We start from the raw sequence: 26,086 nt of genomic DNA, 5'->3' as shown, positions 1-26,086 counted from the left end.
CGGACCACGTCCACCCAGAGCCGGTGCCGAGGTGGCCGCACTCCTGACGAGGTGCACCCATGCGCCCTGACGCGTCCCCGCACCTCCCGCTGGCCGACGAGCTGTCGGTGGTCTTCGCCCGCATGGCGGGCCTGCTGCTGTCCGAGGAGACGGTCGCCACCTCGCTGGGGCTGCTCAGCGCGCTCGTCCTCGAGACCGTGCCGGGGGCGGCCGGCGCCGGGGTGTCGATCGTCGACGAGCAGGGCCGCCGGTCCGCGGGCGCCACCGACCGCCGGGTCGAGCAGGCCGACGCCCTCCAGTACGAGCTGGACGAGGGGCCGTGCCTGGCCGCGGTCGCCGGCCGGCAGCTCGTGCGGGTCCCCGACCTGGCCACGGAGACCCGCTGGCCCCGCTGGGCGGCGGGGGCGGCGCGGCTCGGCCTGACCGCCTCGCTCAGCGCCCCGCTCGTCGCCGGGGAGCGGACGCTGGGGGCGCTCAAGGTCTACGCCGACACCCCCGGCGTCCTCGACGCGCACACCGAGCGCCTGGTGACCATGGCCGCCGCGCAGGCGGCGATCCCGGTGGCCAACGTGCAGCACCGCGAGCGGGCCCGCCGGGCGAGCGACGAGCTCCGCCAGGCGCTCGCCGCCCGCGACCTCGTCAGCACGGCCAAGGGCGTGCTGATGGCCCGGCACGGGATCAGCGAGGAGGCCGCCCTGGGGATGCTGGTCGCCCGCTCCGGCGGCGAGGCCGGGACCCTCCGGCAGGCCGCGCGCACCGTGGTCGACTCCGCCGTCCGCCGGCGCCGCTGATGGAGCGGTCCGGCCCCGTCCCGCCGTCCGAGCAGCTGGCCGCGCTGCGGGCGGCCAAGGCGGTGGCGGGTCTCGACGACGAGCAGCTGTGGGTGCGGTACTTCGCGCTCGGCGGGAACGCCGACCTCATGGCCGTCGAGGCCCACCTCGGCGGCGTCCTCCCGCTGCCGCCCGTCGACGGCGACCTCCTCGCGCTCGCGGTCAACGAGCGGCTCGACGAGCTCGTCACCGCCCGGCGGGTCCCCTACGCCCGCCCGCAGTACCGCCACCGGCCCACGACAGGCCCGCTCGCCGCCCTGCTGCAGCTGCTGGACACCGCGAGCACCGCCTCCCCCGACCGGCTGCCCGCCCTCACCGCCGACGCCGGCCGGATGCTGGGCGTGGACGTCGTCGTGCACGTCGTCGACCACCAGCAGCGCCGGCTGTGGCGGCTGCCGTGCGACGACGAGCCCGCCGGGGAGCCGATCGCCGTCGAGGGGACGCTGCCCGGCCGCGTCTTCCAGACGGGCACCCCGCTGCCGTCGGAGGGGCACGGCGCCCCGCGGCTGTGGATCCCGCTGGTCGACGGCGCGGACCGGCTCGGCGTCCTGGAGGTGCAGGTCGGCAGCGCGGCCGAGCTCGAGGACCCCGGCCTGCGCGCCCAGTGCCGCTGGCTGTCCTCCCTGGTCGGCCACCTGGTCACCTCGATGGGCCCCTACGGCGACGCGCTGGAACGCGCCCGGCGCACGGTGCGGCGGTCGGTGTCGGCCGAGCTGATCTGGCAGCAGCTGCCGCCGCTGACCGCGGCCTCCGAGCAGTTCGTGCTCGCCGGGCTGCTGGAGCCGGCCGAGGACGTCGGCGGGGACGCCTTCGACTACTCCCTGTCCCGCGAGACCGTCTCGATGGCGGTGTTCGACGCGATGGGCCACGGCCTGCCGGCGGGGCTCATCGCCGCCGGCGCACTGGCGGCCTACCGCAGCGTGCGCCGCGACGGCCGCAGCGTCTTCGAGCAGGCCCTCGCCGTCGACGAGGTGGTCACCGCGACGTTCCCCGGCAGCTCCTTCGTCACCGGCGTCCTGGCCGAGCTGGACACCGGCTCCGGGCGGCTGCGCTACGTCAACGCCGGCCACCCCCCGCCCCTGCTGCTGCGCGGCGGCCGGGTGGTCAAGGAGCTCGGCGGCGGGCGGCGGGTGCCCTTCGGGATCGAGGCCGGCGGGGTCACCGTCGGCGAGGAGGTGCTCGAACCCGGGGACTGGCTGGCCGTCCACACCGACGGGGTCACCGAGGCCCGGGACGCCTCGGGGGCCTGGTTCGGCGAGGAGCGGCTCGTCGAGTTCCTGACCCGGGCGTCCGCCGCGGGACACCCGCCGCCGGAGACGGCCCGCCGGCTGATGCGGGCCGTGCTCGACCACCAGGGCGGCGTGCTGCAGGACGACGCCACCGTGCTGCTCGCCTGCTGGGACGCCGGCCGTCCCTGACCCCGGGGCCGACACATGCCCGCAACGCCGACCCGCCACCATGGTGCGGTGACCGCTCCCCAGCCCGACCCGGCTCCCGCGGCCGCCCCACCGGCCGACGCCCCGCCGGCCGGTGCACCGGCCCCGCTGGCCGGGTACACCGTGGCCGTCACCGCCGCCCGCCGGCGCGAGGAGCTCGGCGCGCTGCTCGACCGCCGCGGCGCCCGGGTGGTCTACGCGCCGGCGATCCGGATCGTGCCGCTGGCCGACGACGCCGAGCTGGTCGCGGCCACCGAGGCGGTGCTGGCCGCGCCGGTCGACCTGGTGGTGGCGACCACCGGCGTCGGCTTCCGCGGCTGGCTGGAGGCCGCCGAGGCGTGGGACCTGCCGCTGGTGGAGCACCTGCGCACCGCCCGCGTGCTCGCCCGCGGCCCCAAGGCGCGCGGCGCGATCCGCGGCGGCGGGCTGGTCGACGCGTGGTCGCCGGCGTCGGAGTCCTCGGCCGAGGTGCTCGAGCACCTGCTCTCCGGCGCGGAGGGCCCGCTGGAGGGCCGCCGCGTCGCCGTCCAGCTGCACGGCGACCCGCTGCCGGACTTCGTCGAGGCGCTGCGCGCCACGGGCGCCGAGGTGCTCACCGTGCCGGTCTACCGGTGGGTGCTGCCCGAGGACGTCGCGCCGCTGCGCCGGCTGGTGACGACCGTGGTCGCCCGCGGGGTCGACGCCGTCACCTTCACCAGCGCCCCGGCCGCGGCCAGCCTGCTGTCGGTGGCCGCGGAGATGGGGCAGCACGACGCCGTGGTGGCCGCGCTGACCGGCGGTGTCCTGCCGGTCGCCGTCGGCCCGGTGACCGCGGGCCCGCTCGAGGCGGCGGGCGTGGCCACCGTGCAGCCCGAGCGCTCGCGGCTGGGCGCGCTGGCCCGCGAGGTGGTGGCCCGGCTGCCCGAGCGCGACCCGGTGCTCGACGTGGGCGGCGCCCGCCTGCAGGTGCGCGGGTACGCCGCGGTGCTCGACGACCGGCTGGTGGAGCTGCCGCCCGGCTCGATGGCGGTGCTGCGGGCGCTGGCGGTGCGGCCGGGCGCCGTCGTCGCCAAGGCCGACCTGGTGCGCGGGCTGCCCGGCGGCGGGGACGGGCACGCGGTGGAGATGGCGGTGACCCGGCTGCGCGCGGCGCTCGGGCCGGGCCTGGTCGAGACCGTCGTCAAGCGCGGCTACCGCCTCGCTCCGTGATCTGTCGCCCCACCGGGCTCCACCCGCGGCCAGGTGCCGTCCCCCGCGCCGCTGAGCCCGCCCGCGGCTCCCCCTCGGGGACCCTGCGGGCCCCCGCCCGGGGGCCCGCAGGGAGGCGGCCTACACCCCCGCCATGCGCGACGTCGGGCGCAGGTACACCGCCCAGGTGACCAGCACGCAGACGGCGTAGAAGCCGATGAACACCAGGTAGGCGGCGTCGCCGCTGCCGGTGGTGAGGAACGACTGGCGGAACGCGAGGTTCACCAGCACCCCGCCGAACGCGCCCACGGCGCCGGCGATGCCGATGAGCGCCCCGGACATGCGCAGCGCGTGCCGGTCGGCGGCGGCCGGGTCGCCGCCGGCGGCCACCGCCTGCTGCGCCTGGGTGCGGAACACCGCCGGGATCATCTTGTAGGTCGACCCGTTGCCCACGCCGCTGAGCACGAACAGCAGCACGAACCCGACGACGAACAGCGGCAGCGACCCCACCCGGCTGGCGGTGAACACGACGGCGGCGCCGGCCGCCATCGCGATGAACGTCCAGAAGGTGATCCGGGCGCCGCCGAAGCGGTCGGCCAGCGAGCCGCCGAGCGGGCGCACGAGGCTGCCGAGCAGCGGGCCCAGCCAGGTCAGCGACGCCGCGGCCAGCGGGGTGGCGAAGTCGGCGGCGAACTGGTTCTGCAGCACCTGGCCGAAGGCGAACCCGAAGCCGATGAACGAGCCGAACGTGCCGATGTAGAGGAACGCCATCACGTAGGTGTGCGGCTCGCGGGTGGCCTCGCGCATGGCCCGCGGCTGGTTGCGCGCCGTCGTCAGGTTGTCCATGAGCAGGGCCGCGCCGACGGCGGCGACCACGATCAGCGGGACGTAGACGAGCAGCACGACCCGTGGGTGCTCCGCCCCGGCGGTGGCCAGCACGAGCAGGCCGACGAGCTGCACCACCGGGACGCCGAGGTTGCCGCCGCCGGCGTTGAGGCCGAGCGCCCAGCCCTTGAGCCGGTCGGGGTAGAAGGCGTTGATGTTGGCCATCGAGCTGGCGAAGTTGCCGCCGCCGACGCCGGCGAGGCACGAGACGACCAGCAGGGTGGAGTAGGAGACGCCGGGCTCCAGGACGACGGCGGTGGCGACGGTGGGCACCAGCAGCAGCGCGGCGCTGACGATCGTCCAGTTGCGCCCGCCGAAGGTCGCGACGGCGAAGGTGTAGGGCAGCCGCACGAAGGCGCCCAGCGCGGTGGGCAACGTGGTGAGCATGAACTTGCCGGCCGGGTCGATGCCGAACACCGGCTCGGGCAGGAACAGCACGAGCACCGACCACAGGCTCCAGACCGAGAAGCCGACGTGCTCGGAGAACACCGAGAAGAACAGGTTGCGGCGGGCGACCCGCTTGCCGGTGCTCTCCCAGAACTGCGGGTCCTCGGGGCGCCAGTCGTCGATCCAGCGCCCGCCGCGCGGCGGGCTCGGCGGCGCGGGGGCGGTCGGGGGCGCGGTGCGGGTGGGGGCGGCCATGGGGCGGAAGCGTCGCGGGCCGCGGTTTCCCCGCCGTCGCCGTCACGGGGAACTCCTGTTCCGATCTGCTCACCGCCCCTGCCCCGCTGTGGTGAGGCGGCCGCCGCCGGGCCGACACGCGGCGCCCGGCTCGGCCATGATCGACGGCGTGGAGCAGCGGGAACGGGCGCCGGGTCGCGCGCTGGTGGAGGCCGGCGAGCTGGTGGCCGGGTCGATGGCGCGAGGCGCGGCCGGGCTGCTGTTCGACCCGGCGCCGGCGCGGGTGCGCCTGGACGCGGGGCTGGCCGCCTGGCTGCGGCGCACCGCGGACGCGGCCGACACCGAGCCGCCGTCCCCGGCGTCGACCCGCGGCCGCTGCCGCGCCGGGGCCGCCCTCGCCTTCGCCACCGAGCTGTCGGTGACCCGCGCCGCCCAGGGCCGCACCGTGCGCACCGACGCCTTCCTGCTGCCGGGCCCGGGCGAGCGCGCGCCGGCCGACGAGGTGGGCGAGGCGGTCCTGCTGGCCGCCCGCGCCACCGCCGAGGAGTGGCGGGTGCGCCACCTCGGCTACCTGCTCGCCGAGGCCGCCGTCTCCCCCGACCTCGACCCCGCCGTCGTGCACCGCGGGCTGCGGCTGGCCACCGGGCTCACCGGGCGGCAGTGGGTGCTGCTGGCCGCCGTCGGCCGGCGCGAGCGCGTCCCGCTGCCCATGACGCCGGTGCCGCAGGACCCGCGCGGCTGGACGGCGTGGGGCGCCCTGGAGGACCTGGCCGAGCTGCAGCGCGACGGCCTGCTCGACCCGCCGCCGGCCACCCCGCGCCCGGGCGGCGCGGCGCTCCCCCGGCTGCGCCCGGCCGACCTGCGGCTGACCCGCCGCGGCGTGCTGGTGCACCGGCTGCTGGCGCTGGACTTCGTGCGGGACCGGGCGGTCGCCGACGCGCTCGCCGACCTGGCCGGCTGACCCGCCGCGCTCCTACGCTCGCGCCGCGACCGCCGTCCCCGCCGTGCCCGGCGGCGCGGACAGCGACGGTGATCGTGACCGTCCCGTGACCTGCCGCTGTGGGTCCGCCGGGGGCCCCGCCGCGTGTAGAGGGTGACGGCGACCGGCGGGAGGCACGGGTGGGCAGCGAGGACACCTGCTTCGAGTCGTTCGTGTCCCGCGAGCAGGCGGGGCTGCTGCGCCTCGCCGTCCTGCTGGCCGGCGACCGCGGGCACGCGGAGGACCTCGTGCAGACCGCCCTGCTGCGCACCTACCGGCACTGGGACCGCGTGGCCGGCCGCGGCGACCCGACGGCGTACGTCCGCCGGGCCGTGGTCACCGCGCACACCAGCTGGCGGCGCCGGCTGTCGACCGGCGAGCAGGTGGTCGAGTCCGTGCCCGACCGGGCCGGACCGGCCGACGAGCGCGACGGCGACGAGGAGCTGCGCGCAGCACTGCGGACGCTGCCGCCGCGGATGCGCGCCGCCGTCGTCCTCCGCTACTACGCCGACCTCTCCGAGCAGCAGGCCGCGCAGGCCATGGGCTGCTCCGCGAGCGCCGTCAACACCCAGACGACCCGAGGGCTCGCCCGGCTGCGCGCGCTGCTGACCGCGCCCGTGCCCGTGCCCGGGGAGGGCTCCCGATGGACGACCTGACCGACCGGCTGACCCGGCTCGCCGAGCGCACCGCTCCCCCGCCGCGGGAGGACCTCGCCGCCGCGGTGGTGGCGCGGCACCGGCGCGACCGGCGGCGGCGCACCGGCACCGCCGCGGTCGCCGTCGCGGTGGCGGCCGTGGTGGTCGCGGTGCCGGTGGTCGTGCGCGGCGGGGACGACCCCGCCCCGGCGACCGGCGTGGCCGCGCCCGGGTCCGTCCCGGACGGCGTGCTGGACGGGCCTCCCCGCGGCTCGCTGGCCGGCGACGCCGCCTTCGTCGAGGGGGTGCGGCGGCTGCCGTGGTCGGGCGACGCCGCCGGCGTGCCCGAGCCCGCCCTGGACGGCCGGCGCGTCGTGTTCGCCGGGGAGGTCGCCGGGCAGCGGTGGGCGCTGGTCGCGGCCCCGAACGGCGACCAGCCGGCCCCGCTCGTGCCCGACCCGGAGCTGGAGACCGACCTCGGCGCGCGCGGCGGAACCGTCGCCGCGTGGTTCACCGGCCCGGCCGGAGCGGCCCCGGAGCAGATGGCGGTGCACGGCCTGCCGCGCGTCGTCGACCCCACCCAGCCGCTGGCCTCGGCCGATCCGGTCACCGGCGCGGTGGTGGTCGTCACCGAGCCGGGCGACGTGGTCAGCGTCTCGGAGCGGCCCGAGGTCGCCGCCGACGGCACCGCCTCCCGCACCTGGGCCCGCGTCGACGCCCCTGACGGCGTCGCGCTGGTCGACCGCGGGCCCTCGCCGCTGCCCTCCGACGCCGCCTATCGCTACCGCGTCGAGCGCGACGGCACCGAGGTGATCACGACCATGCCGGACACGCCCTGGAGCCAGTTCACGCAACCGGAGCTGGACGTCGCCTGGGCCCGTCCGCAGCCGGCGGCGGCGCCGGGCGACCAGGTCCTGCGGGCCGAGATGGACGCCCTGCTCGCGCGCACCGGGCTGGGCCCGGACGACGTCGCCTTCTCCGTGCTGTGGGCCGGTGACGTGCCCGCGCCGACCGTCGGCCCCGCCCGGCTGGCCGTCTTCACCGCCACCCTGCCGTCGGGCGCGGTGTACGTGGGGACGACGGCCGGGGTGGCCGTCGACCGCACCGGCAGCGCCGGCTGGACCTGCGGCTCGGAGCTGCGGGCCGCCGGCGACGGCGACCGGGTGGTGGCCGCGGTGTGCGACGTGACCGACGCGAGCGCCGACTCGCCGGTGCTGCCGACCCTGGTCGTCGTGGCCCCGGCCGGGACGGCGTCGGCGCGGCTGCTCGACACGGCCGGCGGCGTGCTCGGCGAGGTGCCGCTGGTCGACGGCGTCGCGGCGGTGGGGCCTCCGCCGGACGGGCTGGCCTCGGTCGAGACCCTCGACGCGGCGGGCGCGGTGCTCGAGCGCGCCGAGCCGCTCGGGGAGGCGTTGCTCGAGTGAGGACGCCGCTGCTGCTCACCGCCCTCCTGCTGGCCGGGTGCGCGGGGGCGCCCGGCGGCCCGGACGGCGCGGTCTGCCCCGCGATCGGGTGGACCAACGGGCTGCGCGTGGAGCTCGCCGGCGACTGGGGCGAGCCCGCGCCGGCGTCGGTCCGGGTGGCCTGCGCGGGCGGGTGCGGGCAGGTCGTCCGCGAGGACGCCGACCCGGTGCCGCGCGCCGAGGTGGTCGCGGAGGTGACCGGCTCGACCGCCGGCGTCCCGGTCGACATGACGACGCCGGACTCGGCCGTCGTCACCGTGCTCGCCGCCGACGGCACCGTGCTGGCCGAGGAGGAGCGCGACCTCGACTGGGTGCGGGTCGGCGGCAGCGCGGCGTGCGGCGGGCCGATGGAGGCCGCGGTCGAGGTCGCCGCGCCCTGAGCGCTCAGGCCGAGCGGGCGTAGGCGGCGGGCGTCGTCGCCAGCATCCGGCGGAAGTGCCGGGTCAGGTGCGCCTGGTCGTGGAAGCCGACCGCCTGGGCGACGTCGGCCGGCGGCATCCCGGCCAGGAGCAGCCGCCGGGCGCGGTCGACCCGCCGCCCGGTCAGGTAGCGGTGCGGCGGGAGGCCGTGCCGGCGGGTGAAGGCCCGCACCAGGTGGGTGGCCGAGACGCCGAGGTCGGCGGCGGCCGCCTCCAGCGGCAGGCCCTCGACCAGCCGGGCGTCGAGCAGGTCGCGCAGCCGGTCGGCGACGCGGTCGTCGCGGACCGGGTCCGGCGGGGTCACGGCGCGGTCGAGGTGCCTGCCCAGCCGCTCGACGACGAACGCCAGCCGGCTGGCCGCCTCGAGGTCCTCGGTCGCCGGCGTGAGGGCGGCGTGCAGCCGGGACACCCGGTCGCGCAGCACGGGGTCGGCGAACGCCGGCCGGTCGACGGCGCGGCCGACGCGCTCCTCGCCGAGCGTCGCCGGCTCCAGGTACAGCACCCGCTTGCGGAAGCCGCCGGGGAACTGCGAGCGGCCGTCGTGCGGGACGCCGGGCGGCAGCAGCGTGACGGCGGCCGCCGAGGCGCCGTGCGGGTGGCGGTCGAGGTCGTAGCGGACGGCGCCGTCGTCGACGAGCAGCAGCGTCCAGGCGTCGTGGGTGTGCGCCGGGTAGACGTGGTCGGTGAACCGGGCGTGGAACACCTCGCTGAGCCCGGGGACCGCCGGCCGCCAGGCGACGACGTCGGCTGCCACGTCAGGAACGTACAAGAACCGGGCCACCCGCCGGCCCGACGCTGGGGGGCATGGAGACCAGCACCGTCGAGGACACCGCCGTCGAGGAGAGCGCCGCCGTCGAGGAGAGCGCCGCCGTCGAGGACACCGTGGACGTCGGCCCGCCGTGGCCGACCAAGATCGCCGTGGTGCTGCGGGAGGGCCTGCTGCCGTGGCAGGAGCTCAACGTGACCGCGTTCCTGTCCAGCGCGGTGGCCGCCGCGGTGCCCGAGCTCATCGGCCGCCCGTACGAAGACGCCGACGGCACCGCCTACCTGGCCATGTTCCGCCAGCCGGTGCTGGTGCTCACCGCGTCGGGCGAGGTGCTGGCGCGCGTGCGCACCCGGGCGCTGGAGCGCGGGCTGCCGACGTCGCTGTTCACCGCCGACCTGTTCGCCACCGGCGGCGACGCGGAGAACCGGGCCGCGGTGCGCGCCGTCGCCGGCGCCGAGCTCGACCTGGTCGGCCTGGCGCTGCACGGGCCGAGGAACGCCGTCGACAAGGTCACGAAGGGCGCGCGCATGCACGGCTGAGGGTGGTTCCCCGTCGTCCTGTGCACGCAGCGCGGTCCCGGGCTCCCCCGGACCGCGCTGCGTGCACACGTCGCTCAGACCTCCACGACGAGCAGGCCGTCGGTCTCGCGCACCGGGTACAGCGTCAGCGGGCCGACGCCGCCGGTCGAGGTGCCGTCGGTCCAGCGGAACCCGTAGAGGTGCAGCGGGCAGACGAGCACGTCGGGGTCGGTCTGCCCGTCGGCCAGGGGCCCGCCGGCGTGCGGGCAGGCGGCCTGGGTGGCGTGCAGCGAGCCGTCGCGCAGCCGGAAGACGGCGACCTGCACGCCGCCGGCGACGAACGCGCGCCCCTCCCCCGCCGGCACGTCCTCCGCCCGGCCGACGACGTGCGCCCGGGCGGCCGGCGCCGGCGCGGTCCCGGGGACGGCGACGTCGGTGGCCGGCGACCCGAGCGCGGTGCCGGGCGTGGTGGGCGCGGCGGCCTCCAGGTGCGGCGCGCTCACCGGACCGGCACCTGCGGCAGCGGGACCAGCGGCAGCGACGTCGCGAACTGCCCCGGCGTCGCCGGCGTGCGGCCGTCCTGGCCCCACGGGTCGGTGTAGGCGTCGACCGAGCGCTGCATCGCCGCGTCGAGGTCGGCGCAGATGCCCTCGGCGTCCTCCAGCAGCACGCGCTGCAGGTGCTCCAGGCCCACGCGCGGCACGAAGTCGTAGGTGCGCTCGAGCCAGTGGGCGTTCTCCCGGTAGTACTGCAGGAACCGGCCGGTCAGCTCGATCACCGCCTCCGGGGAGCCGACGGTGGCGAGCAGGTCGCCCTTGCGCACCGTCGCCCCGGCCGCGCCGCCGACGTACACCTCCCACTTCCCGTTGCCCACCGCCACGACGCCGACGTCCTTCACGTACGCCTCGGCGCAGTTGCGCGGGCACCCCACGACGGCGAGCTTCATCTTCGCCGGGCTCTCGATGCCCTGGAACCGCGTCTCCAGGTCGATGCCGAGCTGCGTGGAGTCGCCGAGGCCGAAGCGGCAGAAGTCGCTGCCCACGCAGGTCTTCACCGTCCGCATGCTCTTGCCGTAGGCGTACCCCGACGGCATGCCGAGGTCGTCCCAGACCGCCGGCAGGTCCTCCTTGCGCACGCCGAGCAGGTCGATCCGCTGGCCGCCGGTGACCTTGACCATCGGCACCTCGTACTTCTCCGCCACCTCGGCGATCCGCTTGAGCTGCGCGGGCGTCGTCACCCCGCCCTTCATCTGCGGGACGACGGAGAAGGTGCCGTCGCGCTGGATGTTGGCGTGCACGCGGTCGTTGACGAACTCGGCGTCCTTCTCCCGCACGAAGTCCCTGCCCCAGACCGTCTTGAGCAGCGAGGTGAGGGCCATCTTCGAGCGGGCGTCCTCCTTGCCGCCCGGCGCGAGCGCGGCGAAGACGGCCGACACGCTGCGCAGGTCCTGCTCCCGGACGGCGGCCACGAGCGCGGGCTTGGCCAGCGGGATGCCGGGGACGTACCAGGAGGCGGCCGGGTCCTCGGTCACCTCGCCGTCGGCGGCCCACTCCACGACCTGCTTGACGAGCGCCTTGCACGACCCGCAGCCCTTGCCGGCGCGGGTGCGGTCCATGACCGCGCCGACGCTGCCGCAGCCGTCGGCGACCGCCCCGCAGATGGCGCCCTTGGTCACGCCGTTGCAGTTGCAGACCTGGGAGTCGGCCGGCATCTCGGCGACGCCGACCTCCTCCTTCCCGTCGGAGAGGTCGACCAGCAGCCGGATGCGCTCCTCGGGGAGCGCGGTGCCGCGGTCGAACACCTGGGTCAGGTGGGCGACCTTGCGGGTGTCGCCGAGCAGGGTCGCGCCGACCAGCCGGTCGTCGCGGATGACCACCGACAGGTGCACACCGCGGCGGGGCTCGGAGATGACGAGGAACTCGTCGGAGTCCCGCTCGGGGGCGCTCACGCCCATGGTGGCGACGTCGACGCCGGCCACCTTGAGCTTCGTCGCCGTCCGGCTGCCGTGGTACTCCGCCGTCGGGTCGGTGCCGGTGAGCACGTCGGCGAGCACCCGCGCGTGCTCCCAGGCGGGCGCGACCAGGCCGTAGACCGAGCCGCGGTGCTGCGCGCACTCGCCGATGGCGTAGACGTCGGGGTCGTCGGTGCGCAGCTGGTCGTCGACGACGACGCCGCGCTCCACCTCCAGCCCCGACAGCAGCGCGACGTCGGTGTGCGGGCGGACGCCGGCGGCGACGACGAGCAGGTCGCAGTCCAGCCGCCGCCCGTCCCGCAGCAGCACCCCCTCGACGGCGTCGGTGCCGAGCACCTCGGTGGCCAGCACGTCGAGGTGCACGGTGATCCCGAGCGCCTCGACGCTCCGCTTGAGGATGGCGCCGGCCTCCGCGTCGAGCTGGGCGTTCATCAGGTGCGGCATCGCGTGCACCAGCTCGACGGCCAGCCCGTGGCCCTGCAGCGCGCGGGCGGCCTCCAGGCCGAGCAGCCCGCCGCCCAGGACGACGGCGCGCCGGCAGCGGCGGGTGGCGGCGAGCATGTCGCGGGTCTCGTCGAGGGTGCGGAAGCCGTACACGCCGGGCAGCAGGCCGCCGTCCTCCCGCCGGGCGCCGGCCATGGGCGGGATGAAGCTGGAGCTGCCGGTGGCCAGCACGAGGTGGTCGTAGGCGGTGGCCGTGCCGTCGGCGGCGTAGACGAGCTTCGCGGCGGTGTCGATCCGCTCGACCCGGACGCCGGCGCGCAGGGTGACGCCGTTGTCGGCGTACCAGTCGTGGCTGTTGAGGACGATGTCGTCCTCGTGCGTCTCCCCGGCCAGGACCGGGCTGAGCATGATCCGGTTGTAGTTGCCGTGCGGCTCGTCGCCGAACACGGTGACGCGGAACTGCTCGCCGCCGCCGCGCTCGAGCACCTCCTCGACGAACCGGGCGCCGGCCATCCCGTTGCCGACGACGACGAGCCGCGCCCGGGCGTCGTCGAGCTCGTCGTCGACCGCGATCGTGGTCAGCCCCGCGGGGCGGCCACCGAGGACCGTCCCCATCAGACCTCCACCAGGCCCAGGTCGACGACGAGCTCGCCGGTGACGCCCTCGGGGGCGGCGGCGTGCAGCTCGACGACGGTGCCGCCGGGCAGGTCCTCGACCACCCGCAGCGGCACGTGCACGTCGCCCTTGGCGCCGATCGGGAACCAGCGCACCGGCTCGCCGTCGCGCACGAGCAGCACGTAGACCAGCTCGGGCGTGGAGTTGCCGCCGCGGAAGTACAGCGCCTGGGCGGTGGCGCCGGCGGGCACCTGGTAGCGCAGCGCGGGGTCGACCGGGCCCGGCTTGGCCAGGCCCTCCCCGGTCAGCGGGAACACGCCCTGCAGGAATCGGGGGCTGCTTCTCACGGGTTGGCTCCTCCTCGGGCTGCGGGACGGGGACCGCGGGGCGGGCGGGGTGGGTCGGGCGTGCGGGCGGGGCGCGGGCTGGCCGGCCGCGTCGGGTGCCGGGAGGCGCTCGGCGGGGCCGCCGACCCGGGTGACGGCGACCGCGCAGACCTTGAACGCGGGCATCCGGCTGACGGGGTCGAGCGCGGGGTCGGTGAGCGCGTTGGCGCTGGACCCGCCGCCCCAGTGGAAGGGCGCGAACACCGTGTCGGGCCGGATGGCGTCGGTGACGGCGGCGGCGAAGCGGGCCCGGCCGCGGCGGGTGGCCAGCTCCACGACGTCGTCGTGCGCGATGCCGAGGCGGCGGGCGAGGTCGGGGTGCAGCTCCGCGCGCGGCATCGGCGCCACCAGCTGCAGGCTGCGGGTGCGGCGGGTCTGGGTGCCCGACTGGTAGTGGGCGAGCACCCGGCCGGTGGTGAGCACGTACGGGTACTCGTCGTCGGGCCGCTCGTGCGCCTCGACGTGGTGCACCGGCACGAACCGCGCGCGGCCGTCGGGGGTGGCGAAGCGCTCGGTGAACAGCCGCGGGGTGCCGGGGTGCGCCGGCCCGCCGTCCGGGGTGGCGGGACACGGCCAGAACACGCCCTGCCCGGCGTCGATGCGGTCGTAGGTGATGCCGGAGTAGTCGGCCGCTCCCCCGGCGCTGGCCCGGCCGAGCTCGGCGAAGACGGTCTCCGGGTCGGCGGAGAAGCCGCGGGCGCCGAGCCGGCGCGCCAGCTCCGCGAGCAGGGCCAGGTCGTCGCGGACGCCGTCGGGCGGGTCGAGCGCCCGCCGCCGGCGGATGACCCGGCCCTCGAGGTTGGTCATCGTCCCCGACTCCTCCGCCCACATGGCGCTGGGCAGGACGACGTCGGCGAGCTCCGCGGTCTCGGACAGGAAGAAGTCGCTGACGGCGAGGAAGTCGAGGTCGCCGAGGCGGCTCAGCACACGGCGGGCGTCGGGTGCGGAGACGGCCACGTTGGAGGCGAGCACCAGCAGCGTGCGGACGCCGCCGTCGGTGCCGAGCGCGTCGAGCAGCTCGAAGGCGCTGCGGCCCGGCAGCGGCAGGTCGGCGGGGTCGACGCCCCAGACGGCGGCGACGTGGGCGCGGTCGGCCGGGTCGGCGAGCCTGCGGTAGCCGGGCAGCTGGTCGGCCTTCTGCCCGTGCTCGCGGCCGCCCTGCCCGTTGCCCTGGCCGGTCAGGGTGCCCCAGCCGCTGCCGGGCCGGCCGGGCAGGCCGAGGGCCAGCGCCAGGTCCAGCCACGCCGTCGCGGTGTCGGTGCCCGAGCGGTGCTGCTCGGCGCCGCGGGCGGTGAGCACGACGGCGTTCCCCGCGCGGGCGAGGGCGGTGACGGTGCGGCGCAGCTGCGCGACGGGCACGCCGGTGATCCGCTCGACCCGGTCGGGCCAGTAGGACGCCACCGCGTCGCGCACGGCCTCGAAGCCGGTGGTGCGCGCCGCCACGTACGCCTCGTCGACCAGCCCCTCGGCGACCGCCAGGTGCAGCAGCCCGTTGGCCAGCGCGAGGTCGGTGCCCGGCAGCGGCTGCAGGTGCAGGCCGGCGGCGCGCGCGGTCGCCGTCCGGCGGGGGTCGACGACGACGTGCAGCGCGCCCCGCGCCCGGCCGGCGTCGAGGTGCTGCATCGCCGGCGGCATGGTGTCGGCCGGGTTGCTGCCCACCAGCACGACCACGTCGGCCCCGGCGAGGTCGGACAGCGGGAACGGCAGCCCGCGGTCGAGGCCGAGGCCGCGCACGGCCGCGCCCGCGGCCGAGGACATGCAGAAGCGGCCGTTGTAGTCGATGGCGCTGCTGCGCAGGGCGACCCGGGCGAACTTGCCGAACTGGTAGGCCTGCTCGTTGGTCAGCGACCCGCCACCGAAGCAGCCGACGGCGTCGCGGCCGTGCTCGGCCTGGGTGCGCCGGACCGCGGCGACCACCCGGTCCAGCGCCTCGTCCCAGGTCGACTCGACCAGCGGGCTGGTGCGGTCGCCGGGCACCGCACGGACCAGCGGGCGGGTGAGCCGCTCCGGGTGGTCGAGCAGCTCCGGCGCCGACCAGCCCTTGGCGCACAGCCCGCCGCGGTTGGTCGGGAAGTCCAGGGGCACGAGGGTCGCGGGCCGGTCCCCGGCGGTCACCGCCATCCCGCACTGCAGTGAGCAGTACGGGCAGTGCGTCTCGGTCGTCCGCGTGCGCGGGCCGGCCGGGACGGCGCTCGGGACGGGGGCTGCGGACACGCCCAGGAGCGTCGCGGGCGGCGGTTTCCCCACGGCGGCAGCGACGTCAACCGTTCGTTCCGGAGACCTCACCGGTGGTGCCCGGTCGCCGTGCGGCCCGGGACGGAGGGGAGGATCGGGGTGCCGGCGACGCGAGGAGGTGTCCGTGGACGGCACCGACGACACGATCCCGATGCGTCGTCCCGACCCCGACTCCCCCGAGGGGCGGGCGGGCGCGGCGGCGGTGGTCCCCGCCGGACCCCCCACCGGCGTGCGGGCGCCGCTGGACCGGCGGCGCATCCTCGGCGCGGCGATCGCCTTCATCGACCGGCACGGGCTGGCCGCCCTGACCATGCGCCGGCTGGGCGCCGAGCTCGGCGTCGAGGCGATGGCGCTCTACCGCTACGTGCCCGGCCGCGAGCAGCTGCTCGACGGCGTCGTGGAGACCGTCATCGACGAGCTCTACGGCGACCCCGACGTGCACATGGAGGCCGCCGGCGGCTGGCAGGACTACCTGCAGCGGCTGGCGCACGGGGTGCGGCGCATCGCGCTGGCCCACCCGGAGGTCTTCCCGCTGGTGGCCACCCGCCCGCCGGCCGCGCCCTGGGTGCGCCCGCCGCTGCGCAGCCTGCGCTGGGTGGAGTCCTTCCTGACCGCCATGACGGCCAGCGGTTTCTCCGCCGAGGCCGCCGTCGCCGCCTACCGCGCGTACTCCAGCTTCCTGCTCGGGCACCTGTTGTTGGAGGTGTCGCAGAAGGGGGTACCGATCAACGCGGAGGACGAGCCGGAGGGCGTGCCCGGCACCGGCACCGACCTCTCGCAGTACCCGCTGGTGGTGGAGCTCGAGGACCTGCTGTCGCGCGACGAGTCGGCGGCGGAGTTCGAGGAGGCGCTGGAGAACCTCCTGGAACGGCTGGAGGGCGTGCGGCGGCTGGGCCGGGTCCCCGGCGAGGACAACGGGTTTACGTCGTAAAGCGGCGGGGCATCCCCAGATCGGCCCGCTGACCCCCGGCGCACCGCCGAGAGCGGGAGCGGGCCGTCCCCGAACCCCTTCCGCGAGGAGCACACGTGATCTCCGACCAGCAGATCAGCGACGTCATCGGCAGCACCGCCATGGGCCCCGACGGCAAGCACGGCACCGTCGGCGAGGTCTACCTCGACGACGAGACCGGCCGCCCCGAGTGGGCGACCATCCGCACCGGCCTGTTCGGCACCAAGGAGGCCTTCGTGCCCCTGGCCGACGCCTCCGTCTCCGGCGGCGAGCTGCGCCTGCCCTACGACAAGAGCCGCGTCAAGAACGCGCCGCACGTCGACGTCTCCGGCGGGCACCTGTCGCCGCAGGAGGAGCAGGAGCTCTACCGCTACTACGGCCTGGGCACCTCCGGCACCACGACCGGACAGGGCATGACGACCGGTACCACCGGCCAGGCGATGGCGACCGGCACGACCACGCAGACCACCGGGACCACCGGTCGGGACCGCGACGGCGACGGCGTCTACGACGACGTCCGCGGCGCGGTCGGCCACGACACCTCCGGCCCGACCACCGACAGCGCGATGACCCGCTCCGAGGAGCACCTCAACGTGGGCACCCAGCGGGTCGAGGCCGGCCGGGCGCGGCTGCGCAAGTACGTCGTGACCGAGAACGTGACGCAGACCGTGCCGGTCTCCCACGAGGAGGTCCGGGTCGAGCGCGAGCCGATCACCGACGCCAACTACGGCGACGCCATGGACGGCCCGGCCATCTCCGAGGAGGAGCACGAGGTCGTCCTGCACGCCGAGCGCCCCGTGGTGCAGAAGGAGGCCGTGCCGGTCGAGCGCGTCCGCCTGGACACCCAGACGGTGACCGAGCAGCAGCAGGTCAGCGAGCAGGTGCGCAAGGAGGAGATCGAGGTCGACGGCGGCACCACCGGCGTCGCCGGCACCGGCACCACGACCGGCACCACCGGCCGGGACGACCGCGGCTTCGTGCAGAAGGCCAAGGACGCCCTCGACCGCGACAACGACGGCAAGATCGGCCGCTGAGCCGAGACCCCGTCCCCGCCCCGAGCCCGGGGCCGGGACGGGGCCGCCGGGCCGCCACGCGGCACCGGACCCCCTCCCCCGCGACCGGCCGTCCCGCACGCCCCGGACGGCCGGTCGCGCCTGTTCCCAGGAAGGCACCATGAGCTCCTCGTACGGAAGTGACGCCACCTCGGCGTCGGCCGGCGCGTCGTCCACCCGCGGCAGGGCCCGGGACGCCGTCGACGCCCAGCACGCCCGCTTCGGCGGCATCAAGTGGGGAGCGGCCTTCTTCGGCTGGCTGTCCGCCAACGGCTTGTCCGTGATCCTGCTGGCCCTGCTGTCCGCGGCCGGCGTCGCCTTCGGCCTGACGCAGGTCTCGAGCGTCGACCAGGCCGTCGACCAGGCCGCGGACCAGGCCACCGCGCAGGCCGACACCATCGGCATCGTCGGCGGCATCGCGCTGCTGGTGGTGCTCTTCCTCGCCTACCTCGCCGGTGGCTACGTCGCCGGGCGCATGGCCCGCTTCGACGGCGTCCGGCAGGGCGTCGCGGTGTGGGTGATCGGCCTGCTCGTCATCGCCGTCCTCGCGATCCTCGGCGCCGTGCTCGGCTCGGAGTACAACGTGCTCTCGCAGCTCAACCTGCCGAGCATCCCGATCAGCGGGGACACCCTCACCACGGCCGGGATCGTCGCCGGCGTCGCCGCGCTGCTGGTGACGCTGCTCGGCGCGGTCCTGGGCGGCAAGCTCGGCACGCGGTACCACCGCAAGGTCGACCGCGCCGGCTTCGACGTCTGAGCGACGTCTGAGCCACGTCCCGCACGACCTCCGACGGGGGCCGGTCCGCTGTGGACCGGCCCCCGTCGCCGTGTCCGGGCCCGTGCGCGCGGGCCGTGGTGTCATGGCGGCATGAGCGAGCCCGGGCCGACGGTCCACGTCGGCGTCCCCGTCATCCGGCCCGCCGAGCCGCGCGACGTCCCCCGGATCGCCGCCACGGTGACGGTGTCGCTGGCCGAGTCGCGGTGGGTGCGCTGGGCGCTGCCCCTCGACGGGCGCACCCAGCGGCTGACCCGGCTGGCCGAGCTCGACGCGCACCGCGGCGTCACCACCGGCACCACCTGGGTGAGCGAGGACGTCGACGCCGTCGCCTCCTGGCAGGCGCCCGACGGCGCGGCCGACCCGCTGCCGGCCGACGTCGCCGCGGCGCTGGGCCGCGAGGTCCCGCGGCTGCACGCCGACCGGGCCGACGCCGTCGCCCGCACCGACGAGGTGCTCGCCGCGGCCCTCCCCCGCGAGCCGCACTGGCGGCTGCGGGTGCTCGTCACCCGGCCGCGCGCGCGGCGCCGCGGCCTCGGCGGCGCGGTGCTCGCGCCGGTGCTCGACCGCTGCGACCGCGACGGGGTCCCCGCCGCGCTGGTCGCCCCCGCCTGGGCGGTGGTGCGGTTCGCCCGCGGGCTGGGCTTCGAGGTCGTCGAGGCGACCCGCTCGGCCGACGGCCAGCTGCCGCTGTGGGTGGCGGTGCGCCCGCCCGGCGTGCCGATGCCGGAGCTGTAGCCGGTCAGTCCCACCCGCCGCGGCGGCGCTTGAGCTCGCCGCGGCGCTTCTTCTCGGCGATCCGCCGCTCCTGCGAGCCGCGGGTCGGCTTCGTGCGCCGGCGCGGCGGCGGAGGCGGGGCCAGTGCGGCGCGCAGGACCGCGGCCAGCCGCTCGCGGGCGGCCTGCCGGTTGCGCAGCTGCTGGCGGTGCTCGCTGGCGGCGATGGTGAGCACGCCGTCGGCGAGCCGGCCGGCCAGCCGCTGCCCGAGCCGGTCGCGCTGGGCGCCGGTCAGGCCGGGCAGCTCCAGCGGGGCGACCGACAGCTCGACCCGCGAGTCGGCGGTGTTGACGCCCTGCCCACCCGGGCCCGAGGAGCGGGAGAACCGCCACGACAGGGCCGACGCCGGCACGACGAGGGACCCGGTGACCGGGAGGTCGCCGGAGATCTCGTCGCTGGCGGGCACCCGGACAGTCTCCCCGACGCCCCCGCTCCGGTGACCGCAGCAGCGGGGGTGGGTTCTCAGGCGGGGAGCGGCGGGACGACGGCGCCCAGCAGCCGGCGCACCGCCGCCGCGTCGCCCTCGAGCCGCAGGTCACCGGCCGTAAGCGCGTCGTCGAGGGACCGCCGGCCGAACGCCACCGGCCGCAGCACCGCGCCGGGCCCGGCGAGGACGGCGTCGGGCTCCCCGGCGGGACCGCGCGCGGCCGCGAGCCGGCCGCCGTCGACGGTGAGCGTGACCCGGTCGGGCGCGGCGTCGTCCTCGATCCGCAGCTCCACGCGCGCCGACCACCCGGCCAGCCGCGCGGGGTCGGCCGTGGTGCGCAGCGCGAGCACGAACGCGTCGGGCGACAGCGCGCCGGCCGACGTCTGCTCCGTGCGCGAGCCCCAGCGGCCCAGCGCCAGCAGGACGTCGTCGAGCTCCCGGCCGCGGGGCGTCAGCGCGTAGACCCGCCCGCCGCCCGGGGGGCCCGCCGTCGTGCGGGTGACGATCCCCGACGCCTCCAGGTCGCGCAGCCGCTGGCTGAGCACCGTGGGGCTGCTGCCGGGGAGGCCGCGGGCGAGCTCGCTGTAGCGCTTGGGGCCGAGCAGCAGCTCGCGGACGACGAGCAGCGCCCAGCGCTCCCCCACCGCGTCGAGGGCACGGGCGATGCCGCACGGGTCGTCGTAGCTGCGCTCGGGCACGGGCCGAGGCTACCCCTTGCGCTACGTATTGCGTAGCGGCTACTACTGCTTCTGTAGCAGTCGGAGCGGAGGAGTGACATGGGCACCATCTCGATCGTCGAGAACGTCAGCCTGGACGGCGTCGCCCAGGCCCCCGGGTCGCCGGACGAGGACACCCGGGGCGGCTTCGCCCACGGCGGCTGGTTCGGCCCCTATCCCGACGCGGTGATGGGCGAGGTGATGGGCCGCGGGATGGCCGGCGAGGGCGCGATGCTCTTCGGCCGGCGCACCTTCGAGTCGATGCAGGCCGCGTGGGCCGGCACGACCGACAACCCGTTCGGCCCCGTGCTCGACGCGAAGCGGAAGTACGTCGTCACCCGGGACGCCGGCTACGCGCCCACCTGGGCGAACACGACCGTGCTCGCCGGCGACGCGGCGCGGACGGTGGCCGAGCTCAAGGCCGGCACCGACCTCGACCTCACCGTGCTCGGCAGCCCCGACCTGCTGGCCACGCTGCTGCCGGCGGGCCTGGTCGACGACGCGTGGCTCGCCGTCGCCCCGGTCGTGCTCGGCAGCGGCCGCACGCTCTTCCCCGCCGGCGCGCACCTGCGTTGGGAGCTGGTCGAGTCGGTGCCCACGACCACCGGGGTCGTCCTGAGCCACTACCGCCTCGCCCGCTGACCTCAGGCGGCCGCGGGCACCGGGTCCGCACCGCCGGCCGCGCCGGGGCGGCAGCGCACCAGCCGGCGCACGGTCAGCCAGGCACCGCGGCGGGCACCGTGGCGCTCCAGCGCCTCGACGGCGTAGGCCGAGCACGTGGGGCTGAACGAGCAGCACGGCGGGCGCCGGGGGCTGATCTCGCGCTGGTAGACGCGCACAGCGGCCACCAGTCGCTCGGCGACGCGCGAGCCCCGCGGGCCGGTGCCGGCGGCGGAGACGTGGCGGACCGTCGTCGGCACGAGGAACAGCCCGTCGACGCCGCAGCCGATCGCGTTGGCCAGGCAGCAGCCGGTGTTGAGGAACAGCAGGTCGCGCAGGCACGAGTCGTCCCGGCGGCGGCGGCCGTAGCCCGGCGGCGGGTAGCCGTACCCGTAGCCGGGCGGCGGGCCGTACCCGCGGCGGCGGCGCCGGGGGCGCCAGTTGCTGCTCCAGATGAAGACCATCCCCCGATCCTGCGGGCGCCCCCGTCCGGCCGCAGGGCGGGACGATGGGCCGGTGACCTCCCTCGCCGACGCGCTCGCCACCGGCCCCGTCGTCCTCGACGGCGGGCTGTCCACCGAGCTCGAGGCGCGCGGGCACGACGTGTCCTCGGCGCTGTGGTCGGCGCGGCTGCTGCGCGACGACCCGGGCGCGGTGGTCGCCGCGCACGCCGCCTTCGCCGCCGCCGGCGCGCAGGTGGCGACGACGGCGAGCTACCAGGCGACCGTCGAGGGGTTCGCCGCCGCGGGCCTGGACCGGGAGGAGGCGCTGGCGCTGGTCGCCCGCTCGGTCGCGCTGGCCCGCGAGGGCGCGCCGGGCTCCTGGGTGGCCGGTTCGGTGGGGCCGTACGGCGCGGCGCTGGCCGACGGCTCGGAGTACACCGGCGCCTACGTCGGCGAGGTCGGCGTCGACCGGCTGCGGGCCTTCCACCGCCCGCGGATGGCGGCGCTCGCCGAGGCCGGCGCCGACGTGCTGGCCTGCGAGACGCTGCCCGCAGCTGCCGAGGTCGAGGCGGTGCTCGCCGAGGCGACCGCGCTGCGCGTGCCCGTGTGGCTGTCGCTGACCACCGTCGTCGGCGCCGACGGCGTGGCCCGCACCCGCCGCGGGGAGCCGGCCGCGGACGTGTTCGCGCTGGCGCGCGGCGTGCCGGAGGTGGTCGCCGTCGGCGTCAACTGCACCGACCCGGCGGGCGTGGGCCCGGCACTGGCGGCCGCGGCGTCGGCCGGGGTGCCGCTGGTGGCCTACCCGAACTCCGGGGAGGGCTGGGACGCGGCGCAGCGGCGGTGGACCGGCGCCGGCGGGATCGACCCGGACGACGCCGCGTCGTGGGTCGGCGCGGGTGCCCGGCTGGTCGGCGGCTGCTGCCGCGTCCGCCCGGCCGACGTCGCGGCGCTCGCCCGCACGATCAGGTGAGCTGATCGTGCGGCGTCCTGGCTCACCGCCGACGGTGAGCCAGGACGCGCGGACGTGAGCTCAGCTGATCGTCGCGCGACCCGTCAGAGGATCGGCTTGCCGCCGGTGACGGCGACGCGGGCGCCGGACACGTAGGACGCCTCGTCGCTGGCCAGCAGCACGTACACCGGCGCGAGCTCGGCCGGCTGCGCGGCGCGGCCCAGGGGCACCTGCTGGCCGAAGCTCTCCACCTTCTCCGGCGGCATGGTCGCGGGGATCAGCGGCGTCCAGACCGGCCCCGGCGCCACGCTGTTGGCCCGGATGCCCTTCTCCGCCAGCAGCTGGGCGAGGCTCGCGGTGAAGTTGGCGATGCCGGCCTTGGTCATGGCGTAGGGCGCGAGGGTCGGGCTCGGCATGTCGGAGTTCACCGACGACGAGTTGATGATCGACGCGCCCGCCTGCATGTGCGGGATCGCGTCGCGGCAGAGCACGAACATCGCCGTCAGGTTGGTGGCGAGGGTGTGGTCCCACTCGTCGTCGGAGACCTCGTCCAGCGACTCGTGGTTCATCTGGAACGCCGCGTTGTTCACCAGGACGTCGATCCGGCCGAACGCCTCGACGGCCTTCGGCACGATCGTCTTGACGTGCGCCTTGTCGGAGATGTCCCCGGGGACCAGGACGCACGTCCGGCCCGCCTCGCGCACGTACCGCGCGGTGTCCTCGGCGTCCTCGTGCTCGTCGAGGTAGCTGATGAGGACGTCGGCACCCTCGCGGGCGAAGGCGATGGCCACGGCGCGGCCGATGCCGCTGTCGCCGCCGGTGATGACGGCGGCCTTGCCGGCGAGCCGGCCCGACCCGCGGTAGCTCTCCTCGCCGTGGTCGGGCTTCGGGTCCATCTCGCCCAGCGTGCCGGGCGGGGTCTGCTGCTGCTCGGACTGGGACTCGGGACGGGGTGACGACACGGGGGCTCCTCGGTGCACGGGTGGACGGCGCGCGGTCGCGGGGGTCGTCTCCCCCCGCACCGCGCCGCCGTCCGCCTACCCGGGCACCCGCCGGCGGAACCCGGTGGGACCGCTCAGGCGGTCTTGCGCAGGTCGTGCGCGGGCGCGGGCACGCCCAGCGCGGCGGCGTCCCACCGCATCTCCATGTGGCGACGGCCGTCCCGGCCGGTCACGGGCACCCAGTGGATCAGGGGTCGTTCCTCGACGCGCATCTCTACCTCACTTCGCGTTCACCTGTTGTTCACCTTGTCACCATACGTCGGCCACCCCACACCTCACCGAGAGGGGTCGTGGCCGTTTCGTTACCTGCGGGCGCTCGCGGGAGCCCCGCCGGGAAGTCCCGGGCCGTCCGGCACGCTGTCCCCCACGATGACCACCAGCACGACGGGGCCGGCGCCCCTCCCCCTGCTCGACGACCCCCGCGACCTCGGCGCGCTGCGGGCCCGCGGCGACGACCCCGACGAGTTGTTCACCTCGTTCGCCGCCTGGGCGGAGGACGGCGGCACGCCGCTGTACCCGCACCAGGAGGAGGCGCTGATCGAGCTGGTCAGCGGCGCGAACGTCGTCCTGGCGACGCCGACCGGCTCCGGCAAGTCCCTGGTCGCCACCGGTGCGCAGTACGCGGCTCTGGCCGCGGGGCGGCGCAGCTTCTACACGGCGCCCATCAAGGCCCTGGTCAGCGAGAAGTTCTTCGCGCTGTGCGGGGTGTTCGGCGCCGCCAACGTCGGGATGCTCACCGGCGACGCCGCGGTGAACCGGGACGCCCCGGTCATCGCCTGCACCGCCGAGGTGCTGGCCAACGTCGCGCTGCGCGAGGGTGCCGACGCCGACATCGGCCTCGTCGTCATGGACGAGTTCCACTTCTACGGCGACCCCGACCGCGGCTGGGCCTGGCAGGTGCCGCTGCTGGAGCTGCCGCGCGCCCAGTTCCTCCTGATGAGCGCCACGCTCGGCGACACCACCCGGCTGCGCGAGGACCTGGGCCGGCGCACCGGCCGGCCCACCGCGCTGGTGGCCACCGCCGAGCGGCCGGTCCCGCTGCACCACTGGTACGCGACGACGCCGGCGCACGAGACGATCCAGGAGCTCCTGGACACCCGGCAGGCGCCGGTCTACGTCGTCCACTTCACCCAGGCGCAGGCCCTGGAGCGGGCGCAGGCGCTGATGAGCGTCAACGTCTCCTCCAAGGAGGAGAAGGCCGCGATCGCCGACGCGATCGGCGGGTTCCGGTTCACCTCCGCGTTCGGGCAGACGCTGTCGCGGCTGGTGCGCCACGGCATCGGCGTCCACCACGCCGGGATGCTGCCGAAGTACCGCCGGCTGGTGGAGACCCTCGCCCAGGCCGGGCTGCTCAAGGTCATCTGCGGCACCGACACCCTCGGCGTCGGCATCAACGTGCCCATCCGCACCGTGCTGTTCTCCGCGCTCAGCAAGTACGACGGCACCCGCACCCGCCTGCTCAACGCCCGCGAGTTCCACCAGATCGCCGGCCGCGCCGGGCGGGCCGGCTACGACACGGCGGGCACCGTCGTCGTGCAGGCGCCCGAGCACGAGGTGGAGAACCTGCGGCAGTTCGCCAAGGTCGCCGACGACCCGAAGAGGCGCCGCAAGCTCGTGCGGAAGAAGGCGCCCGAGGGCATGGTGCCGTGGTCGCAGGCGACGATGGACCGCCTCGTCGCCGCCGAGCCCGAGCCGCTGCAGAGCTCCTTCCGCGTCTCGACGTCGATGCTGCTCGACGTCGTCGACCGGCCCGGCGACCCGTTCGCCGCGATGCGCCGGCTGCTCACCGACAACCACGAGCCGCGCAAGCGGCAGCTGCGGCACATCCGGGAGGCCGTCGGCATCGCCCGCTCGCTGCTGCAGGCCGGCGTCCTGGAGCGGCTGCCCGAGCCGGAGGCCGACGGCCGCCGGTACCGGCTGACGGTCGACCTGCCGCCGGACTTCGCGCTCAACACCCCGCTGTCGACGTTCGCGCTCGCCGCCGTCGAGCTGCTCGACCCCGACGGCGACACCTTCGCCCTCGACGTCGTCAGCGTCCTGGAGGCCACCCTCGACGACCCACGGCAGGTGCTCGCGGCGCAGGCCAACAAGGCCCGCGGCGAGGCGGTCGCGCAGATGAAGGCCGAGGGCATCGAGTACGAGGAGCGCATCGAGCTGCTCGAGGACGTCACCTACCCGAAGCCGCTCGAGGAGCTGCTCGAGCACGCCTTCGACGTCTACGTCCGCAGCAACCCGTGGGCCCGCGATGCGCACCCCTCGCCGAAGGCCGTCGTCCGCGAGATGTGGGAGCGGGCGCTCACCTTCAAGGAGTTCGTCTCCCTCTACGGGCTCACCCGCTCCGAGGGCGCGGTGCTGCGGTACCTGTCCGACGCGGTGAAGGCGCTGCGCTCGGGCGTCCCGGCGGCGGCGCGCACCGAGGAGGTGATCGACCTCGTCGAGTGGCTCGGCGAGCTGGTGCGGCAGGTGGACTCCTCGCTGCTGGACGAGTGGGAGCAGCTCACCAGCCCCGACCAGCCGCTGGACGAGCCGGTCGCCGTGCCGGCCCGCGCCCGGCCGCTCACCGGCAACGAGCGCGCGTTCACCGCGATGGTGCGCAACGCGCTGTTCGCCCGCGTGCAGCTGTGGGCGCGGCGCCGCTGGTACGACCTCGGCGAGCTCGACGCCGGCTCCGGCTGGGACGCCGAGCGGTGGGGCGAGGTGGTCCGCGGCTACTTCACCGAACACGGCGAGCTGGGCACCGGCGCGGACGCCCGCGGGCCCGCGCTGCTCGTGTGGGACCGGGCGACGCCCGGGATCTGGCGGGTCCGGCAGGTCCTCGACGACCCGGCCGGCGACCACGACTGGGGCATCGACGCCGAGGTGGACCTGGCGGCCTCCGACGAGGCGGGCGAGCTGGTGCTGCGGGTGGTCGACGCCGGCCGCAAGGACGACTGACCCGTCCGGAGGAGATCCACGCGGCACGGGTC

At 76.6% G+C, this 26,086-nt stretch carries 24 protein-coding genes; 15 read left to right on the top strand and 9 right to left on the bottom strand.

Going from position 1 to position 26,086, the window contains the following annotated elements; all coding sequences use genetic code 11:
• Positions 1 to 59: 59 nt before the first annotated feature.
• Genes ACI78R_RS15160 through ACI78R_RS15150 form a run of 3 tightly spaced genes read left to right on the top strand, consistent with a single transcriptional unit; the run spans position 60 to position 3,454 of the window.
• A complete protein-coding gene (locus ACI78R_RS15160) occupies positions 60 to 791 on the top strand; it encodes a GAF domain-containing protein (RefSeq protein WP_457041315.1) in 732 nt (243 codons plus the stop codon).
• Entirely contained in the window at positions 791 to 2,248 is a 1,458-nt protein-coding gene (locus tag ACI78R_RS15155; RefSeq protein ID WP_457041314.1) for a PP2C family protein-serine/threonine phosphatase, read from the top strand. Before ACI78R_RS15160 ends, ACI78R_RS15155 begins: the two co-directional genes overlap by 1 nt.
• A 48-nt stretch (positions 2,249 to 2,296) precedes the next feature.
• Positions 2,297 to 3,454 (top strand): uroporphyrinogen-III synthase, encoded by a 1,158-nt coding sequence (locus ACI78R_RS15150; protein ID WP_457041313.1) that lies wholly within the window; start codon positions 2,297 to 2,299, stop codon positions 3,452 to 3,454.
• A 120-nt stretch (positions 3,455 to 3,574) separates the two neighbouring features.
• Here ACI78R_RS15150 and ACI78R_RS15145 read toward each other — a convergent pair whose 3' ends face one another.
• Positions 3,575 to 4,960 carry a nitrate/nitrite transporter gene (locus tag ACI78R_RS15145; RefSeq protein ID WP_457041312.1) on the bottom strand — a complete coding sequence of 462 codons (1,386 nt, stop codon included), beginning with the start codon at positions 4,958 to 4,960 and terminating at the stop codon, positions 3,575 to 3,577.
• 148 nt (positions 4,961 to 5,108) lie between these two features.
• Between ACI78R_RS15145 and ACI78R_RS15140 the strand changes: the two genes are divergently transcribed.
• From ACI78R_RS15140 to ACI78R_RS15125, 4 genes are all read left to right on the top strand, one after another.
• Positions 5,109 to 5,900 (top strand): hypothetical protein, encoded by a 792-nt coding sequence (locus ACI78R_RS15140; protein ID WP_336029332.1) that lies wholly within the window; start codon positions 5,109 to 5,111, stop codon positions 5,898 to 5,900.
• A gap of 158 nt (positions 5,901 to 6,058) precedes the next feature.
• Positions 6,059 to 6,574 carry a SigE family RNA polymerase sigma factor gene (locus ACI78R_RS15135; RefSeq protein WP_073422712.1) on the top strand — a complete coding sequence of 172 codons (516 nt, stop codon included), beginning with the start codon at positions 6,059 to 6,061 and terminating at the stop codon, positions 6,572 to 6,574.
• Positions 6,562 to 7,977: a hypothetical protein gene (locus tag ACI78R_RS15130; RefSeq protein ID WP_457041311.1), complete on the top strand. Its 1,416-nt coding sequence runs from the start codon at positions 6,562 to 6,564 to the stop codon at positions 7,975 to 7,977. Before ACI78R_RS15135 ends, ACI78R_RS15130 begins: the two co-directional genes overlap by 13 nt.
• Complete coding sequence (locus tag ACI78R_RS15125; protein WP_457041310.1) at positions 7,974 to 8,396, top strand: hypothetical protein; 423 nt, start codon at positions 7,974 to 7,976, stop codon at positions 8,394 to 8,396. The genes ACI78R_RS15130 and ACI78R_RS15125 overlap by 4 nt, the downstream gene beginning before the upstream one ends.
• A 4-nt stretch (positions 8,397 to 8,400) precedes the next feature.
• Here the strand turns inward: ACI78R_RS15125 and ACI78R_RS15120 are convergent, their stop codons facing one another.
• On the bottom strand, positions 8,401 to 9,189 hold the full coding sequence (locus ACI78R_RS15120; protein ID WP_457041309.1) for an AraC family transcriptional regulator: 789 nt from the start codon (positions 9,187 to 9,189) through the stop codon (positions 8,401 to 8,403).
• A 50-nt stretch (positions 9,190 to 9,239) separates the two neighbouring features.
• Here ACI78R_RS15120 and ACI78R_RS15115 point away from each other — a divergent pair, with 50 nt between their 5' ends.
• A complete protein-coding gene (locus ACI78R_RS15115) occupies positions 9,240 to 9,740 on the top strand; it encodes a DUF2000 family protein (protein ID WP_457041308.1) in 501 nt (166 codons plus the stop codon).
• 74 nt (positions 9,741 to 9,814) lie between these two features.
• Here the strand turns inward: ACI78R_RS15115 and ACI78R_RS15110 are convergent, their stop codons facing one another.
• Genes ACI78R_RS15110 through ACI78R_RS15100 form a run of 3 tightly spaced genes read right to left on the bottom strand, consistent with a single transcriptional unit; the run spans position 9,815 to position 15,350 of the window.
• Positions 9,815 to 10,222, bottom strand: coding sequence for a Rieske (2Fe-2S) protein (locus ACI78R_RS15110; RefSeq protein WP_336029344.1), 408 nt, complete (start codon positions 10,220 to 10,222; stop codon positions 9,815 to 9,817).
• Positions 10,219 to 12,750 carry a nitrite reductase large subunit NirB gene (gene nirB / locus ACI78R_RS15105; RefSeq protein WP_457041307.1) on the bottom strand — a complete coding sequence of 844 codons (2,532 nt, stop codon included), beginning with the start codon at positions 12,748 to 12,750 and terminating at the stop codon, positions 10,219 to 10,221. Before nirB ends, ACI78R_RS15110 begins: the two co-directional genes overlap by 4 nt.
• The gene (locus tag ACI78R_RS15100) at positions 12,750 to 15,350 is read right to left on the bottom strand and encodes a molybdopterin oxidoreductase family protein (RefSeq protein WP_457041306.1); all 2,601 of its coding nucleotides are present in this window, start codon (positions 15,348 to 15,350) and stop codon (positions 12,750 to 12,752) included. Before ACI78R_RS15100 ends, nirB begins: the two co-directional genes overlap by 1 nt.
• A gap of 145 nt (positions 15,351 to 15,495) precedes the next feature.
• Here ACI78R_RS15100 and ACI78R_RS15095 point away from each other — a divergent pair, with 145 nt between their 5' ends.
• From ACI78R_RS15095 to ACI78R_RS15080, 4 genes are all read left to right on the top strand, one after another.
• Positions 15,496 to 16,302 (top strand): TetR/AcrR family transcriptional regulator, encoded by an 807-nt coding sequence (locus ACI78R_RS15095; protein WP_457041305.1) that lies wholly within the window; start codon positions 15,496 to 15,498, stop codon positions 16,300 to 16,302.
• 95 nt (positions 16,303 to 16,397) lie between these two features.
• Positions 16,398 to 17,354 (top strand): PRC and DUF2382 domain-containing protein, encoded by a 957-nt coding sequence (locus ACI78R_RS15090; RefSeq protein ID WP_457041304.1) that lies wholly within the window; start codon positions 16,398 to 16,400, stop codon positions 17,352 to 17,354.
• Positions 17,355 to 17,493: 139 nt separating this feature from the next.
• On the top strand, positions 17,494 to 18,129 hold the full coding sequence (locus tag ACI78R_RS15085; RefSeq protein WP_457041303.1) for a hypothetical protein: 636 nt from the start codon (positions 17,494 to 17,496) through the stop codon (positions 18,127 to 18,129).
• A 111-nt stretch (positions 18,130 to 18,240) separates the two neighbouring features.
• A complete protein-coding gene (locus tag ACI78R_RS15080; RefSeq protein ID WP_457041302.1) occupies positions 18,241 to 18,885 on the top strand; it encodes an N-acetyltransferase in 645 nt (214 codons plus the stop codon).
• Positions 18,886 to 18,889: 4 nt separating this feature from the next.
• On the opposite strand, the gene arfB is transcribed toward ACI78R_RS15080, so the two are convergent.
• Together arfB and ACI78R_RS15070 are read right to left on the bottom strand one after the other, a co-directional pair.
• On the bottom strand, positions 18,890 to 19,330 hold the full coding sequence (gene arfB / locus ACI78R_RS15075) for an alternative ribosome rescue aminoacyl-tRNA hydrolase ArfB (protein WP_457041301.1): 441 nt from the start codon (positions 19,328 to 19,330) through the stop codon (positions 18,890 to 18,892).
• Positions 19,331 to 19,386: 56 nt separating this feature from the next.
• Entirely contained in the window at positions 19,387 to 20,049 is a 663-nt protein-coding gene (locus ACI78R_RS15070) for a winged helix-turn-helix transcriptional regulator (RefSeq protein WP_457041300.1), read from the bottom strand.
• A 78-nt stretch (positions 20,050 to 20,127) separates the two neighbouring features.
• Between ACI78R_RS15070 and ACI78R_RS15065 the strand changes: the two genes are divergently transcribed.
• On the top strand, positions 20,128 to 20,709 hold the full coding sequence (locus tag ACI78R_RS15065; protein WP_073422501.1) for a dihydrofolate reductase family protein: 582 nt from the start codon (positions 20,128 to 20,130) through the stop codon (positions 20,707 to 20,709).
• A gap of 2 nt (positions 20,710 to 20,711) precedes the next feature.
• Here ACI78R_RS15065 and yidD read toward each other — a convergent pair whose 3' ends face one another.
• On the bottom strand, positions 20,712 to 21,191 hold the full coding sequence (gene yidD / locus ACI78R_RS15060) for a membrane protein insertion efficiency factor YidD (protein ID WP_245794847.1): 480 nt from the start codon (positions 21,189 to 21,191) through the stop codon (positions 20,712 to 20,714).
• A 52-nt stretch (positions 21,192 to 21,243) separates the two neighbouring features.
• Between yidD and mmuM the strand changes: the two genes are divergently transcribed.
• Positions 21,244 to 22,140, top strand: a complete 897-nt coding sequence (mmuM, locus tag ACI78R_RS15055) for a homocysteine S-methyltransferase (RefSeq protein WP_457041299.1) — start codon at positions 21,244 to 21,246, stop codon at positions 22,138 to 22,140.
• Between the two features lie 83 nt (positions 22,141 to 22,223).
• Here mmuM and ACI78R_RS15050 read toward each other — a convergent pair whose 3' ends face one another.
• Complete coding sequence (locus ACI78R_RS15050) at positions 22,224 to 23,081, bottom strand: SDR family oxidoreductase (RefSeq protein WP_457041298.1); 858 nt, start codon at positions 23,079 to 23,081, stop codon at positions 22,224 to 22,226.
• 408 nt (positions 23,082 to 23,489) lie between these two features.
• On the opposite strand from ACI78R_RS15050, the gene ACI78R_RS15045 reads away from it, so the two are divergent.
• The gene (locus ACI78R_RS15045; protein WP_457041297.1) at positions 23,490 to 26,054 is read left to right on the top strand and encodes a DEAD/DEAH box helicase; all 2,565 of its coding nucleotides are present in this window, start codon (positions 23,490 to 23,492) and stop codon (positions 26,052 to 26,054) included.
• The last annotated feature ends 32 nt before the right edge of the window (positions 26,055 to 26,086 follow it).

The organism is Geodermatophilus sp. SYSU D01106 (genome assembly GCF_054049995.1).
The sequence above is the reverse complement of the archived record's forward strand: the minus strand, read 5'-3'. Positions and strand labels throughout refer to the sequence as shown.